The sequence below is a fragment of the Shewanella cyperi genome, assembly GCF_017354985.1.
Lineage (GTDB): Bacteria > Pseudomonadota > Gammaproteobacteria > Enterobacterales > Shewanellaceae > Shewanella > Shewanella cyperi.
In genome coordinates this window covers 3,817,362-3,832,360 of the sequence record NZ_CP071501.1, presented here as the reverse complement: position 1 = coordinate 3,832,360, position 14,999 = coordinate 3,817,362, and the positions used below count along the sequence as shown (strand labels likewise).

Below are 14,999 nucleotides of genomic sequence, written 5' to 3'. Positions count from 1 at the left end.
GACACCGGGTCAGTGCCCGGTATACAAGGTGGAAACCATGAAAATCATTATTATCTTGTTGCTGGTCGGCATCGGCATTTATCTGTATCGCCGTGCCCAGCGACTGGCGCGGGAAGAGCAGCAACCACCAAGGCCGGCCAAACCGCTGCAACAGCAGCCCGAGCAGACCCAGCCCGAAGTTGAGGCGCCATCCGAGGCCGAGGCGATGGAAGCTGCACCTGTTGTGGCCGAAGAGCTTGTTACCCCCAAGGCCGCCCAGCCTGATGTGGTGCCAGAGCCAGAGCCAGAGCCAGAGCCAGAGCCAGAGCCAGAGCCAGAGCCAGAGCCAGAGCCAGAGCCAGAGCCAGAGCCAGAGCCGGTTATCCAGGTGCAGGCACAGGCACAGGCACAGGCGCCGGCTGCGGCGCCCGAATGGGCCAGTGACAGCTTGAAGCAGGCACTCGGGGATGTGGCCGCTGCCGGCGATCCCCTGATGAAACACCAAAGCCTGCTGCTGGCCCTGGGCGAATGCTATAAACAGCGCAAAGATACCCAGTGGCTGACCTTGGGGGCCTCTTTGGCGGCCGATTACCTGTCCCTGGTCGCGACCTTGCTGGATCAGGGGGAAGCCATCAAGGGCGCCGGGTTGATGCAGGCATCCACCCTGCTCAGCGATGCCGGTCAATTTGAGCCGGCATTGGCCGCCTGTCGCCTGGCCATCAAACATCAACTCAGCGATGGCACTGTCACCGGCTTCGAGGGCCGCGTGGCCCGGATTGAAAAAGCCCAGGCCAAGGCCGGTGCCTGAAAGCCTCAGGATAAAAGCGGTTAATTGCGACGCCCCGGCGTTGTAGAATGATCGCAGCAGAGCGGTGCGCCTTGCACCGCTTTTTTTATCCGGAGAACCGATGAACTTGCGTCCCCTGTTGTACCTGTCGCTGTTGCCGCTGGCTTTTGGTTGCACCAAGGCGCCCGACTGGACCCTGGTGTACCGTGAAGCCGTGCCGGCATCGGCTCCCTGGCGCTTTGGCGATATCGCCGGATATTATCCCAGCCTGGAGCAATGCCTGCTCAAGGGCAAGGGCATGCAGCATCTGGGCAAAGGCGAATCTCGCTGTGGCAGCCACTGCGAGCTGGTGGACGATGATAAGTTGGCACCCCAGGACAGGGTCCTGCGCTGCGATTGGCAGGAGGCTGAGAATGCGCTTTAAGCAGGATTTTTTCGAGCAACTGCCCGAGTTCTACAGTCAGGTATGGCCCGCCGGATTGCCCAATCCCCGCTGGCTGTGCTGGAGCCCGGAAGCCGCGAGTCTGATAGGTTTGCAGCAGCCCGATGATGCGCTGCTCAAGGGTTTGGCCGGCAATGAGGAAATTCCCGGTGCCAGCTATTATGCCCAGGTCTACAGTGGCCATCAGTTTGGTGGCTACAGTCCCAGACTGGGGGATGGCCGCTCCATCATACTGGGCGAGGCCATGGGGCCCAATGGCGCCTGGGACGTGGCCCTCAAGGGCGCCGGCCCGACCCCCTATTCCCGCCACGGCGATGGCCGGGCGGTGTTGCGCTCGGCGGTGCGCGAGTTTCTGGTGTCCGAGGCCCTGTTTCACTTAGGCATTCCCACCACCCGCGCCCTGGCGGTGATAGGCTCGGAATTACCGGTATGGCGCGAAAGCCTGGAATCCGGCGCCATTACAGTGCGTCTGGCGCGCAGCCATATCCGCTTCGGCCACTTTGAATATTTCTGTTACAGCGAACGCGGTGCCAAAGACAAACTGTTGCAGTTGCTGAACTTCACCCTGGCCCAGCACTACCCCCATCTGAGTCAGGACATGGCCGGTTACCGGGCCTGGTTTTTTGAAGTGGTGCGGGACACGGCCCGCATGATTGCCCACTGGCAGGCGGTCGGTTTCGCCCATGGGGTGATGAACACAGACAATATGTCTATCCTGGGGGACAGTTTCGACTTCGGCCCCTTTGCCTTCCTCGACACCTTCAAGGAAGACTTTATCTGCAATCACTCGGATCCCGAGGGGCGCTATGCCTTTGGTCAGCAACCCGGGGTGGCACTGTGGAACCTGCAGCGCCTGGCCCAGGCCTTGACGCCGGTGCTTGCGTCGGACGATCTGCTGGCGGCGCTCAATACCTATCAGGATGAACTGGTGCAGGCCTATCTGGCCTTGATGCGTACCAAATTGGGCTGGGGTGCCGATGGCAGTGACGAGCAGGATCAAAGCGATCTGACGCTTATCGGGGAATTTACCCAGCTGCTGGAGGCCAACCGCCTGGACTATACCCAGAGTTTCAGGCGTTTTGCCGCCCTGGATCCCAATGATCCCAAACCCGCGCTGCGGGACGATATGATAAATCTGCAGGGGTTTGATGCCTGGTATCAAAGCTATCGTGACCGCGTGGGCCAGCCGGCGGACTTGGCCCAGTGGCAAAGGCAGCGTGCCGCTGCCAATCCCAAATATATATTGCGCAATTATCTGGCCCAGGAGGCCATAGCCGCCGCAGAGCAGGGCGACAATCAGCCGCTGCAACAGTTGTTCGAACTGCTTAAAAAGCCCTTTGATGAACAACCGGATAAAGAAGATTATGCCAAGCGGCCGCCGGATTGGGGCCAGGGGCTGATCATGTCCTGCAGCAGCTGAATTCCTTTGTTGGAGAGTGAAATGAGATTACAACAGGTGTGGCTGGATAATGACGCCGGCACATTGCAAATCCGCGGCGAAATCAACTTTGATGACTTCGCCGCCTTTGCCGAGCCCTTGGTCGAGTCCCTGGATTGCCGGGTGCTGGAACGCCAGTGGGGCGCCGACCGCCACCAGTGGTTGCTGGATTTTGAGGGTTGCCAACTCTGGCTCAATTATGAGTTTTATGGCGATGTGGCCTGGCTGGCCAGCGACAGGGCCGAGGATATCGAAGTCTTGGCCTTTCTGGAGCACTTGCTGCAAAGGCAGTTGGAGCAACCGCAACCGGAGCAACAGCCATGAGCGATGCGGCTTTCCATTACCAGGCCTTGACCCCGGATCTGATCCTCGATGCGGTGGAGTCCCTGGGAATTTATCCCGAGACCGGGTTGCTGGCGCTGAACAGCTACGAGAACCGGGTATACCAATTTCGCTGTGATCGGGGTCGGCGCTATGTGGCCAAGTTTTACCGCCCCGAGCGGTGGAGCGACGCGCAGATTTTGGAGGAGCACAGTTTTGCCTTCGAACTGGCCGAGGCCGAGGTGCCGCTGGCGGTGCCTCTGTGCATAGATGGTCAAAGCCTGCATCACTTTGGCGGTTTCCGCTTTGCCCTGTTCCCCTCCATTGGTGGACGCGGCTTTGAGGTCGACAATCTGGAGCAACTGGAGACAGTGGGCCACTTTATCGGCCGCCTGCATCAGGTGGGCAAATCCGCCGCCTTCACCAGCCGTGAGGCCCTGACGCTGAAAGGTTTTGGCGATGACTCGCTCGCCTGGCTCAGGCAATCCGGGCACGTGCCACCCTACCTGGAGCAGGCGTTTTTCACCGTGGCCGAACAACTGCTGCAGGCGGTGAAATCGCGTTGGTTTGAGGCGGGTACCTTAAGGCTGCACGGCGATCTGCATCCGGGCAATATTCTCTGGACCCCCGATGGACCGGGATTTGTGGATCTCGACGACGCCCGCACTGGACCCGCGATTCAGGATCTGTGGATGATGCTCAGCGGCGATCGCAGCCAGCGGCTGCTGCAACTGGAAATCCTGCTGGAGGCCTATGAGGAATTTTGCAGTTTTGACACCCGCGAGTTGGCGCTGATAGAACCACTGCGGGCGTTGCGTATGCTGCATCACACTGCCTGGCTCAGCCGCCGCTGGGCCGATCCTGCCTTCCCGATGCATTTCCCCTGGTTCGCCGGTGACAAGTATTGGGAACAGCAGATCCTGGCTTTCAAGGAACAGCTGGCCAATCTGGATGAGCCTGTGCTCAGCCTGATCCCCTATTGAATTGGCACCAAAAAATTGAACTCCGGGCTTGAGAAGCACTCAAAAGCCGTATTAAGGTATGGGCACACAAGTGCCCGCAATGGCCGGCATTGCCGGTATTAAGGAAAAACCAAAGATGAAAAAAGTACTTTTGATGGCTGCCCTGTTGTTCGCACCCCTGGTTTCCATGGCGGTTGAGTACAAGGAAGGGGTGCATTACACAGTGATCAGCGAAGGCCCAGGCTCGGCCAAACCCGAAGTTACCGAGTTCTTCTCTTTCTTCTGCCCCCACTGCTACAACTTCTCCAAAACCGTACTTCCCAAGATTGCCGAGAAGCTGCCCGAAGGCGTGACCTTTAACCAATCCCATGTGGATTTTATCGGCCGCGAAATGGGACAGGAAATGTCCCGCGCCTTTGCCGTAGCGCGCCAGTTGAACGTGGAAGAAAAGATGGATGCCGCTCTGTTTGAGGCCATCCATGCCAAGAAAGAGCACTTCACCAGCCGTGATGATATTCGTGCCCTGTTTGTGGCCAATGGCGTGGAAGGCAAGGCTTTCGATGCCGCTGCCAACTCCTTCATGGTCAATGCCCAGATGTCCAAGATGAAGCGCGATACCGAAAACGCCAAGATTTCCGGCGTACCTTCGCTGGTGGTCAATGGCAAATACCGGGTAGAGACAGGCGCCATCAAGTCCTACGATGAGCTGCTGGATATTGCCTTTTACCTGGCGACCAACAAGCCCTGAGTGATAGCCCAATAAAAAAAAGGAGCCTTAAGGCTCCTTTTTTTTATTGCCGTGTGCCGGCGACGGGATAAAAAAAACCGTACTTCCTGGTCGCAAGAAGCACGGCATAGAGCCATATGGCTCAGTTTTACCCTGAGTAACGACATCAATGTAGCAGTATGACATTTTGTTGGCAAGTGCCAAATCCTTGACTTGCTATATTAATCTGCTTGTTAAGTGAGCAATTGCTTCAGTTTACGTTAACGGAAGCATGATTTTACAAAAAATGGCTTAGAAAAATGAAACTAGACTGGTACAAAGTGGGTCAAAACAGTGTACCGAAAACAACGCCAACAAGATTACAGGAGGTCGCGTGAGAGTTTTTCCTGTTTACGCTCCCAAACTGATCGTCAAGCATGTCAGGATTTTCCTGACCGGGGTGATCTGGGTGAAAGACCTGGGAAGGCTGGAGTTTGAGAAGGGAAAGTTTTTGCTTCCCAGAAAAAGCCTGCCGCAGGTTAAGCAGGCCATCATGGAACTGAACGAGCTAATCGAGGCACAAAGCCAAGAGGCTAAAACCGCTTAATCTATCTGATTATTGAGCAGACCAACCAGGCCGGTGACTTTTTCATTCCAGGAGTTGAGCTCCTGTTGCAAGAGTTGGTTCTGCTCACTTAAGCCAACACTCTTCTGTTTTTCTTCTTCAAGCTCTAATTTGAGCAATTCAATGGTTTCCAGCGCTGCCTGGATTTTGGTTTCCAGTTTGGACAATAATTCAAGGCTCATGGGGAGTCCTATTGGGTTTCCGTATGGGATTGAGATTCTAACAAGCCCGGTGGACCCAGGCATAGTCATTCTTGCCGACAGCGCAAAAAAGCGTCCGAAATGACCACGCTTTTGGGGCTTTTCTTTGCAACTCTGTTATCAGACTGGTTATGCTGGCATTTTCCGACATAGCCCACCCACACCTATGGACATTTCCGCCACCCATTTACTGCCCTTGCTGCTGACCCTGATACTTGCTCTGGTGTTGCGCCGAACCCTGTTGGCCCTGGGGATTGGGGTGCTGGCCAGCGCCGCCATGCTCAGTGATTATGGGCCGCTGGCCACTCTGGCCTATTTGGGGGACAGCCTGAGTGGGCAATTCTACCTTGATGGCTGGCAAAGTTGGCACCTGAATGTGCTGGCCGCCATGATGCTGCTGGGGGTGATGACCGAACTGTTGGCCCGTGGCGGTGCCGTGGCTGCTTTTGGGCATTGGCTGGAGCGGCGCATTCGCGATGGTCGCAGCGCCCGCTTGGGGATCATGCTGCTGGGCTGGCTGGTCTTTATCGACGGCATTTTCAGTTGCCTGGTGGTGGGCCACATCAGCCGCCCCATTGCCGAACGTTACGGTCTGCCCAAGGGGCAGGCGGCCTACCTGGTGGATGCCAGTGCCTCGCCCCTGTGTTCACTGGTACCCTTTTCCAGTTGGGGCCCCTATGTGATGGCACTGCTGGCGGCCATAAGTTTCCTGCCATTGCCGCCACTGGCGGCCTTTCTCGAGATTGGCCGTTATAACCTCTATGCCATTTGCACCCTGGTGTTGCTGGCGCTGGTGGCCTGGGGCAATTGGGGTTGGCCCGAGGCCCAGGCCAGGCCAACGGATGGGGAGCTGCGCCGGGGCAGCCCCTGGCAACTGCTGTTGCCCTTACTGACTTTGCTGACGGCCGCCGTCATTCTGACCCTGTATTCGGGCGCTCAGCAAGGGGGGGATCTGGCCCAGTGGCTTGCCAACGCCGACATAGGCACAGCAATGCGGGATGCGGCCTTGCTGGCCTGCCTGGTGGCCTTGCTGCTGTCTGCCGTCGGGGGCCGTAAAGTCGGGCAATTGCTTGGCGATCTGCTCCATGGGCTGCGCAATATTTCCCTCGCCATCGCCATACTGCTGCTGACCTGGATGACGGGCAAGGCGATCGCGGATCTCGGGGTGGCAAAGTTGCTGGCCGAAACTGCGGAACTCTGGTTGTCGCCCCGCTTCCTGCTGCCGGGGATCTTTGTGCTGTGTGCCTTGATGGCCTTCGCCACCGGCACCAGCTGGGGCACCTTTGCCATCATGATCCCCATCTGTGCCGAGATAGCCCACTCCCTGGCGCCGGAACTGTTGTTGCCGGCCCTCAGCGCCGTGATGGCCGGCTCAGTGTTCGGCGATCATTGTTCGCCGATTTCCGACACCAGTATTCTCAGTGCCACCGCCAGTGGCTGCGAAGTGCAGCAGCACGTGCTGACCCAGTTGCCCTTTGCCATGATGGCGGCATTGGCCAGTCTGGGGGGATATGTTTTATTCAATCTGGGGCTGGGCTATGGCTGGGGGCTGTTGTTGGCCCTGGGCCTCTTGCCTGTCATGCTGGCGCTGCTGCGCCGGCTGACCCGCTCAAACAATAGGGTCATCGGCCAATAGCCGATGTTAAGCACATTTCACTGTTTAATTTACGGGAGCAAAGCAATGACAATTCGACGTTTGGGTGTGGGCCAGCGCATGAGCAACATAGTGATCCACCAGGGCCTGGTTTACCTCTGTGGTCAGGTGGCCAAGGACAAATACCAGGGGATCACAGAGCAAACCCGCACCATGCTGGAGGAGGTGGACGCCCTGCTGCTGGAAGCCGGCAGCTCCCGTGAGCATCTGCTCAGTGCCACCCTGTATCTGAAAGACATGGGCGACTACGATGCCATGAATGCGGTCTGGGATGCCTGGGTGCCCCGGGGCCATGCCCCGGCGAGGGCCTGTGTCGAGGCAAAGATAGCCGAACCCGAGTACCTGGTGGAAGTGTCGGTTATCGCCGCCCTGAAGCCCTAATCCTCAAGCAATGCTCAGGGCTGCAGTTGCAGCCGCCCAAATTCGGCACCTTCGACATCGGGTGTCAGGGCAATGATCTGATCGAGGCGGATGGAGCGGATCTGGGTGGCGGTTTCCACCACCAGCCATTCGCTCTTGTCGGCCCGGGTTTCCGTGGTCATGGCCCTGGCGTGCAGCTTGCCTTCATCCTTCAGCTCCAGCAGCAAGGGATAGCCGCGAATGCAGGCCAGTTCGATGCAATCATAGAGATCGCAGGATATAGCGCGGTAGTCTTGCATTGATTATCTCTTAATTGTTAGCCAACCCCTTCAGTTTCCTAAACTTAGCTTGTCTTGCTGAAAAAGCAATAAGTTAGCGCACGCCATTCCCTTTGTGCCAAAAAGAGACTCATCCCGGTCTTCTGGATAAGGCAAGGGGAGGGCAAGATGAAGGCATGGGTATGGGCATGGATTTGCGGATGGCTGCTGGCTGCGCCGCTGGCGCAGGCTGAACTCTTGACCAGCGGCAACCGCGGCATCCGGCTGTTCGAGCTGTACACCTCCGAGGGCTGCAGCAGTTGCCCACCGGCGGAGCAATGGCTGTCGGGCCTCGCGGTTGAACCCGGCCTGTGGCGCGATACCTTTGTGCTGGCCTTCCATGTCAGTTACTGGGATTACCTGGGGTGGCGCGATCCCTATGGCAGCAAGGCCTTCAGCGCCCGTCAATACCAACACCTGAACGCCCGCCACAGCCGCAGCGTCTATACCCCGCAATTCTTTATCAACAGCCGCGAATGGCGCGGCGGCGAATTGCCGGAACCTGCTTCCCAGTCCACAGGAGAGCTGCGAATCGACACCAGGGGTTCGCTCATTGAGGCCAGCTTTACGCCGCTCAATGCCATGGCGGCGCCCGAGCTGCACCTGGCACTGGTGGCCATGGGCTTAACATCCCAGGTGACCGCGGGGGAAAACCGCAGTCGGGTGCTTAAGCATGATTTTTGTGTGCTGCAACATCAGCAGGTCAGTGGCGAGCTGGGGCAGGGCACCTGGCATTTCCAGGCCCAATGGCCGGCGCTGCCGACCACTGCCGCCGGTGCCACCCGCCTGGCGCGGGTTTACTGGATTGAGTCCGGAGCCGAGGTGCAGCAGGCCCTTGGCCATTGGCTGACCCGGGACGCCGAATGACCCGGGGCGCCACATGACTCAGGTCAGCCATTACGGCGGGCTAAGATAAACAACGGCGGGCAAAGATGAACAGGTCGGTATCACCATTGGTGGAGGCCTGGCGAAACTGTTTGAAGACAGTGAATCCCTGTTGCTCCAGCAAGGCTTGCAGCTCCGCCCCCCTGTGATAGTGAATAAAGACACTGTCACCGCTGCTGGAGGTCTGCCAACCCGAACGCTCGGGCTCACCTTCCATGGTACTAAGATACAGCAGTCCTCCGGGCCTTAACTTGTCGTGGGCGCCGGCAATAAACCGCTCAAGATCGGTGCCATCCAGATAGGGCAGGCCAAAGCCACAGCAGCAGAGATCAAACTGGCCTTCCAGTGTGGCTATGTCGCGGCTGTCTTTCAGCAGAAATTCGCCATCGGGAATATTGCCCCTGGCCAGTGCCAACATGCCCGGCGCCAGATCCGTACCTGTGATCTGTAGCTCGGGCCGCCTGCGCTTGAGGTATAGTCCCAAACTGCCGGGACCGCAGGCCACATCCAGCAGGCGCACATCGGTGGCCGCCATTTCCGCCAGCAACCACTCGTAGCTCTGGGCGTAGGGCGGCCATTCGAGGAAGCGCTCCTGATACCTCTGGGCCAGACGACTGAAGGTGTCGGCGGTGATCTGGTACTTGTCCGTTACTTCACTTTCCATAGTTGCCTTAAAAAATTAGCCCGAGGAATTCCTCAGGCTAATCAATAGGGAAGCCAATGGCAAATCAGCGTTCCTGATGGCGGGATCTTTCATTGTTACCACGGGATTCCTGCCGTGGATGTCCCTGATCCCTTGCCGGCTGATGTGAGCGCATGTCCTGGCCTCTGTCCTGGCGTGGTTTGCTTTCCTGCTTCGGCGCTCTTTCCACCCGCTCAAACTTCTCAACTCGTGCCGGCTTTTGAGTCTCAACCCGGGCGGGTGCCTGCCTGTGTTCGGCTTTGGGCTGGTGGATCTCCCGTTGCGGGCTGCGAACCTCGGCTTTATGGCTTGATTCATTGCTGAATTTAGGCTCATTGCGGTGTTTGGGCTCATCCCGGTACTTACTTACGTCACGGGATCTGGGCTCATTGCTGAATTTAGCTTCATTCCGGAATTTGGGCTCACCTCTCAGCTTTTGCTCGAACCCTTGCTCCCGTCTTTCCTTCACTGCGTGCCAGGAGGCTTTTCCCGGAGTCAATTGCCGAACCTCATGCTCACGGGCCTGATGACGTTCGAACTGACTGGGGGCGTGGCTGAAGTAGCGATGCTTCACTTCGGGTGTACGATAGGCTACGCCGTGCCTGTGGTGTGGATTGTGGTGCCAACGGCTGCCACCGTTGCTGATCGAGATCCGCGTTGCTGGTGGGCGGTGGTAGTGATGGTGATGGTTAACCACCAGATAGCGCTCGGCCCAGAAGACGCTGCCGAAGTAGAAGTTGAACGAGATCCCTATACCGCTGTGCCACCAGAAATGGCCGTGATGATGTCTGTGCTTCGGAAATACCGTCCAGTACACTGGAGGATAGGCACTCCAGCGCCAGTAACCATAGACGGTGCGCGGGTCGTAATAGGGCACGTACACCACTTCGGGCTGCGGTGCTTCAATGATGATCTGGGTATTGACCCGTTTCACCACCAGCTTATCCATGTCATCCAGGCTGTTGGCCCGGTCGGCGTCCCGGCGCAGCTGCTGAATGCTGTCCAGCACCCGCGCTTCGTCATCGAGGAAGGCATCGCCCAGTCTCTGGGTCCAGTCGAGATCCTCGCTCATTTTTTCCAGCACATTGGGGAAGGCCACCAGGGCCACCACGCTGGGATCCCAATCCTGCTTGCCTGCCTCGGACATCAAACGGTCACTGCTGAGATTGTCGTGTTTCTTGCGCCAGCGATTTGCCTGCACCACTTCCAGCGGATAGCTGGCGGCTATCAGTATGTGGGTCAGCAGGCTGTCGGGATAAAGGGCGATGGGTGCCAGCATTTGGGCCAGCTCGGCATCGGAAAACTTCTCATTGCCCCACTCTTGTTCCCGGGCTTGGTGTTCCTGGGCTTGGGGTGCGGCCAGCGCCTGGGTCACAGGGGCGGCAAACAGGGTCATGGCACACAGTGCCAGTGTCGCTGCTTTGGTCGCTTGGGTGATTGCCTTTTTCATAGGGCCTCCGCTGAAATTTGCTGGCAGGTCGCCAGCCTTGAGACCATATTAGGACCGTCAAGATGAACATTAGCTGAAAGGGCGAAAACGGGCCTGAAAGGCAAGGGACAGAACAGTTTCTGTCGCCTGCTTATTTAAAATGAGTTTTGAACCGAAGGGCCTCAGGCCCGCCACGCGGATATTCTGTTAACGCAGAAGGCACCGTTTTAGGGAAAATGCGACTGGGCAAGTCGGGGAAGGGGCTCCATCGTGAGCGTTGCAGGGCGTTTTGCCAAACTTCACCCTGCAAGCTGATGGAGATGCTATCGCTGGTCTTTTTCGAGCAGTTCCGTTAAGCCGACCAAGGCCGCAAACAGCACTGCGCTGACTGGCCAAATAATCCAGGTCATGCCCCAATTCATGGTCCACAGACTCCACCCCAGAAAGACTGCAGTGACAAGCGGCCAATAAAACCCCGCTAGCTTTTTTGCTTTCTCGCTTCGTCTTGCTTTCGCAGTTTTGTTCAGGCTATCCCTGAGGATGGCGCTATAAGCATCGAGCCTTGCTGACACCGGGATTACCAGGTACAAGCCTGCCGCTATCATCAGTATCAGCACAATCAGCATCATGAATATGGTCTCGGCTCCCGGATAGAAAAGGCTGCCCAGCATGAGCGGAATAAAACTGCCGATGAAAAAGAAAATTCCCAGTGACAACCGACGATGATACCTGGGTTTAAAGTGATTCAGCTTTTCCTGAAAGGCACTGTGGACACCATAACTGAGTTCAAATTGCTCGTTATCTATGGTGGCCGTATCGGTTTCAAATTGGTTTATCTTGATCAAATAACTGATACCCAGGCATACCAGTATCAGTATGCCTACAATTCCGCAGGCAGCCGCCAGGTTATTCGTCATACCCATCCGCTGTGCCGCCGCCATAGCCCCAAAAAAGAACAAGGGAATAACCGAGCACACACAGAGTAATACTCCTTTGACGGTGAGTTCCGCAGCGCTGACCTTGCACTCAAGATAGTGATTGGCTTGCTCCATGGTGATCAGTGAGACGTCCGGCAGCTCGCTGACCTTACCGGTGTCAAAGCTGTCTATCTCGTCCTTTAACAGGTAGTCGGTAGAGACGCTGAATAAGTTTGCCAGGAGGATGACTTTGTTCAGATCGGGGATGCTGTTGGCGCTCTCCCACTTGGATACGGATTGCCTGGACACCCCCATCTTGTCAGCCAACTCCTCCTGAGACCAGTTGGCTTGCTTACGTAAATTCACTATCTTGTCTGCCAGTATCATTGCGCCTGTTCCTTGCTGCTTTTAGATGCACTCATCTTAGAAATTCACTGGGTTGCCAACCACCAATCCTGATTGCCATTTTGTCAACTGACAGTTGCAATTACCATAAAACAGAGCATTTTAAATCACTTATCCAGTGCATCTGCGCGTAAACCCTGTTTGTTCCTTGATTGGGGAGTATGGCCTGTCTCTGGGCTGAATTGGCTGCTTGCGGCAGCTTATGGTCGAGGGTGTCGTCTCACTTTTCGATCATTATCAATATCAATAGTGTTGTTCGGTCTGAAGGCAACCACTCAAAGAGAATTTCTGCCGCTCGTATAAGTCTTGCCCCAGGGCTGGGGGAGTCTCGCTAGCATGACTGCATCTGAACGATAACAGGAGCACAGCCATGAAAACCTTTACCAGCTATAGCAACACCAGCAACAGAAGCAGCAATACAACCAGCCTCCCCAACTTTCGGCGGAGTAAGTTGCATTGGATAGCTGTCAGCCTGCTGGCTGTGAGTCTAGGCGGTCCGGCGCTGGCCGAAACCCATGCCAACGAGAGTACTGCTGCCAGCGAAAGCATATACGGCAACTGGACCGCCGAGCTCAAGGTCAACGCTAAGACGTCGGTTGGGTTGGTGTTGAAGCTGAAGCAGTCAGATTCGGGCTTTGAGGCCTGTATGGATGTGCCGGCGCAGGGGCAGTTCGATATCTGTTTTCCTGAGGCCAGTCTGACAGGCAAAGAACTGAAGTTGGGTTTACCCGTTGCAGCCATCAATATCGAGGGCCAGTGGCTGGGAGACGAGATCCACAGCCAGTATCAGCAGGGCGGTTTCAGTGCACCCGTGACCTTTGAGCGTCAGCAGCAGGCGCTGGCGGGCCGTAAACCCAAGCAGCAGGAGCTGTTCAGCGCGGATTATAAGGTGCAGGATGTGAGCTTTGGCAGCGAGGCTGGCATCAGCCTGGCCGGTACCCTGAGCCTGCCAAAGACGCCCAAGGCAGTCGCTATCTTGCTGTCGGGTTCGGGCCCCAGCACCCGGGATGCCGAAGCCTTTGGTCATAAAATCTTTATGGTGCTCGCCCATCAGCTGAGCCGGGAAGACATTGCCGTGCTGCGTTTCGATGATAGAGGCGTGGGCAAATCAGGTGGTGATTTTGCCAGTGCCACCAGTCTGGATTTCGCCACCGATGCCCTGGCCGCGTTCGAGTTTATCCGCGCTCAGCCTTGGGCAGATAAGCTGCCGGTCGGTTTTGTCGGCCACAGTGAGGGCGGTTTGATAGGAACCTTGGCCGCCGCGAAAGAGCCCAGGGTCAGCTTTTTGGTATCGCTGGCTGGGCTTGGAACCAGCGGCGAGCAAATCCTGATTGATCAATCCTTTCGAATTTCTCAGCTGATGGGGATGGACAAAGAGGCGCTCGAAAAAGATGATATGGCGCAAAAACAAATATTAAGTGCGGTGCGCCGCGGTTTATCGAGCGACGAACTGACCGAGCTGATGGTGTCCCTCGGCGACGAGCAGGATAAAGCCAGAGCCAAGGCCCAGCAGCTTTCCAGCCCCTGGTTCAGGTACTTTGTCAGTGCCGATCCCGCCCCCAATCTGGCCAAGCTGACCATGCCCGTGCTGGCGCTGAATGGTGAGTTGGATGTACAGGTACTGGCGGACCCCAACATAAAAGGATTTAAAAACAACGTGAAGCATGAGCTGCTGACAACCCGAATCTACCCGGGCCTTAACCATCTGTTTCAGCCAGCCAAAACCGGGCTGCCCAATGAATATGTCACCAGCGATATTAGCTTCAGCGACGCGGTAAGCCTGGATATCGCCAACTGGGTGAAGGCCCTATGAGTTCGAATCTGAAGCGTTTCTGGCTTTACCAGACGCTTGGATGGGGGAGTTTTGCCCTGCTCAACCTGAGTGTGCGGGGCTACTTCAGCCATTACGCCGTGGGGGAGCTGGTCAACTCAATGTCGCTGTTTGCGGCATTGATGGTGTCGACAGGCTTGCTGCGACTGTATTTTCATCGCTTTATTGAAGATAAGTCACTGGGCAGGGCGGTTGCCCATGTGTTGTTGGGCGCCTTGCTGGCAGCTCTGTTAACTACCGCCTTAGTGGCGCTGGTGCTGCTTCCCAATCAGGAGCTGGTGTTTGGCAAGGTCATCCCGGAGGCGCCGTCTCAGCTGCTGATATCCATCCCCAATACCCTGTTCATTATTTTGCTCTGGTCGCTGTTTTATCTGGTGATTAAGCGCCAGCGACTGCTCAGCCAGCGTGAGAAGGCACAGGAAGCCCTGCAGCAGTCTCTGCAGGCCGCACAGCTGGATTTATTGCTAAGTCAGATCAATCCGCACTTTATTTTTAATGCAATCAATAACATCAGGGCGCTTATCTTGGAGGATAAAGACAAGGCGCGGCAAATGTTAACTGAGCTGTCGGATGTGATGCGCTACGTGATGTACGCCGACAGCGGCGCACTTATCCCGTTTCAGCAGGAACTTGGCACCGTTAAGCAGTACCTCAGTATCAATGAGCTGCAATTCGAATCCCGCCTGAGTTACCAATTGGACATAGCGCCGGACTGCCTGGATGTGCTGTTTCCCAAGATGATGTTGCAGCTCATGGTTGAGAACGCCATTAAGCACGGCATTGGTAAACGCGTGCAGGGCGGCAGGATAGATATCTCGGCTCGCTGCGAAACTGGTTGCCTGGTGGTGGAGGTGGTCAATCCCGGCAGCTTGGCGCCCGAAGGTGCCCGGGGGGAGGGGATAGGCATTCAGAATATTCGCCAGCGTTTGCAGCTGCACTATGGTGAACCGGCCCACAGGTTTGCATGCAAGGCAGCCTTCGACATTCGGGCCGACGGTGAAAATGTGGTGGCGTGTTTGCGGTTGCCGCTGGAAAAAAAGGATAAGGAAATTGCTTAAG

17 protein-coding genes are annotated in these 14,999 nt (G+C 56.6%); 12 read left to right on the top strand and 5 right to left on the bottom strand.

Annotation, left to right across the window (positions count from 1 at the left end):
* Positions 1–37 precede the first annotated feature (37 nt).
* From JYB84_RS16960 to JYB84_RS16930, 7 genes are all read left to right on the top strand, one after another.
* Positions 38–787, top strand: a complete 750-nt coding sequence (locus JYB84_RS16960) for a hypothetical protein (RefSeq protein ID WP_207321184.1) — start codon at positions 38–40, stop codon at positions 785–787.
* A 100-nt stretch (positions 788–887) separates the two neighbouring features.
* The gene (locus JYB84_RS16955; RefSeq protein ID WP_207321183.1) at positions 888–1,190 is read left to right on the top strand and encodes a hypothetical protein; all 303 of its coding nucleotides are present in this window, start codon (positions 888–890) and stop codon (positions 1,188–1,190) included.
* On the top strand, positions 1,180–2,628 hold the full coding sequence (locus JYB84_RS16950) for a protein adenylyltransferase SelO (protein WP_207321182.1): 1,449 nt from the start codon (positions 1,180–1,182) through the stop codon (positions 2,626–2,628). Before JYB84_RS16955 ends, JYB84_RS16950 begins: the two co-directional genes overlap by 11 nt.
* Before the next feature lie 21 nt (positions 2,629–2,649).
* Positions 2,650–2,970 carry a DUF3630 family protein gene (locus tag JYB84_RS16945; RefSeq protein ID WP_207321181.1) on the top strand — a complete coding sequence of 107 codons (321 nt, stop codon included), beginning with the start codon at positions 2,650–2,652 and terminating at the stop codon, positions 2,968–2,970.
* Entirely contained in the window at positions 2,967–3,950 is a 984-nt protein-coding gene (locus tag JYB84_RS16940) for a serine/threonine protein kinase (RefSeq protein ID WP_207321180.1), read from the top strand. Before JYB84_RS16945 ends, JYB84_RS16940 begins: the two co-directional genes overlap by 4 nt.
* A 115-nt stretch (positions 3,951–4,065) precedes the next feature.
* Positions 4,066–4,677: a thiol:disulfide interchange protein DsbA/DsbL gene (locus JYB84_RS16935; protein WP_207321179.1), complete on the top strand. Its 612-nt coding sequence runs from the start codon at positions 4,066–4,068 to the stop codon at positions 4,675–4,677.
* Between the two features lie 352 nt (positions 4,678–5,029).
* The gene (locus JYB84_RS16930) at positions 5,030–5,242 is read left to right on the top strand and encodes a DUF1107 domain-containing protein (protein WP_207321178.1); all 213 of its coding nucleotides are present in this window, start codon (positions 5,030–5,032) and stop codon (positions 5,240–5,242) included.
* Here the strand turns inward: JYB84_RS16930 and zapB are convergent.
* On the bottom strand, positions 5,239–5,442 hold the full coding sequence (gene zapB, locus JYB84_RS16925) for a cell division protein ZapB (protein ID WP_207321177.1): 204 nt from the start codon (positions 5,440–5,442) through the stop codon (positions 5,239–5,241). The two genes, JYB84_RS16930 and zapB, sit on opposite strands and share 4 nt — an antisense overlap.
* A gap of 184 nt (positions 5,443–5,626) precedes the next feature.
* On the opposite strand from zapB, the gene JYB84_RS16920 reads away from it, so the two are divergent.
* The gene (locus tag JYB84_RS16920; RefSeq protein WP_207321176.1) at positions 5,627–7,096 is read left to right on the top strand and encodes a Na+/H+ antiporter NhaC family protein; all 1,470 of its coding nucleotides are present in this window, start codon (positions 5,627–5,629) and stop codon (positions 7,094–7,096) included.
* Between the two features lie 45 nt (positions 7,097–7,141).
* Positions 7,142–7,495 (top strand): RidA family protein, encoded by a 354-nt coding sequence (locus tag JYB84_RS16915; protein WP_207321175.1) that lies wholly within the window; start codon positions 7,142–7,144, stop codon positions 7,493–7,495.
* Positions 7,496–7,509: 14 nt separating this feature from the next.
* Here the strand turns inward: JYB84_RS16915 and JYB84_RS16910 are convergent, their stop codons facing one another.
* On the bottom strand, positions 7,510–7,773 hold the full coding sequence (locus JYB84_RS16910) for a Rho-binding antiterminator (protein ID WP_207321174.1): 264 nt from the start codon (positions 7,771–7,773) through the stop codon (positions 7,510–7,512).
* A 147-nt stretch (positions 7,774–7,920) separates the two neighbouring features.
* On the opposite strand from JYB84_RS16910, the gene JYB84_RS16905 reads away from it, so the two are divergent.
* Entirely contained in the window at positions 7,921–8,658 is a 738-nt protein-coding gene (locus tag JYB84_RS16905; protein WP_207321173.1) for a DUF1223 domain-containing protein, read from the top strand.
* A 40-nt stretch (positions 8,659–8,698) separates the two neighbouring features.
* Here JYB84_RS16905 and JYB84_RS16900 read toward each other — a convergent pair whose 3' ends face one another.
* From JYB84_RS16900 to JYB84_RS16890, 3 genes are all read right to left on the bottom strand, one after another.
* Entirely contained in the window at positions 8,699–9,340 is a 642-nt protein-coding gene (locus JYB84_RS16900; RefSeq protein ID WP_207321172.1) for a class I SAM-dependent DNA methyltransferase, read from the bottom strand.
* Between the two features lie 64 nt (positions 9,341–9,404).
* Positions 9,405–10,808, bottom strand: coding sequence for a DUF3300 domain-containing protein (locus JYB84_RS16895; protein ID WP_228290828.1), 1,404 nt, complete (start codon positions 10,806–10,808; stop codon positions 9,405–9,407).
* Between the two features lie 302 nt (positions 10,809–11,110).
* Positions 11,111–12,091 (bottom strand): helix-turn-helix domain-containing protein, encoded by a 981-nt coding sequence (locus tag JYB84_RS16890; protein WP_207321171.1) that lies wholly within the window; start codon positions 12,089–12,091, stop codon positions 11,111–11,113.
* Between the two features lie 388 nt (positions 12,092–12,479).
* On the opposite strand from JYB84_RS16890, the gene JYB84_RS16885 reads away from it, so the two are divergent.
* Together JYB84_RS16885 and JYB84_RS16880 are read left to right on the top strand one after the other, a co-directional pair.
* Complete coding sequence (locus tag JYB84_RS16885) at positions 12,480–13,922, top strand: alpha/beta hydrolase family protein (protein WP_207321170.1); 1,443 nt, start codon at positions 12,480–12,482, stop codon at positions 13,920–13,922.
* Complete coding sequence (locus JYB84_RS16880) at positions 13,919–14,998, top strand: sensor histidine kinase (RefSeq protein WP_207321169.1); 1,080 nt, start codon at positions 13,919–13,921, stop codon at positions 14,996–14,998. The genes JYB84_RS16885 and JYB84_RS16880 overlap by 4 nt, the downstream gene beginning before the upstream one ends.
* Position 14,999 lies beyond the last annotated feature (1 nt).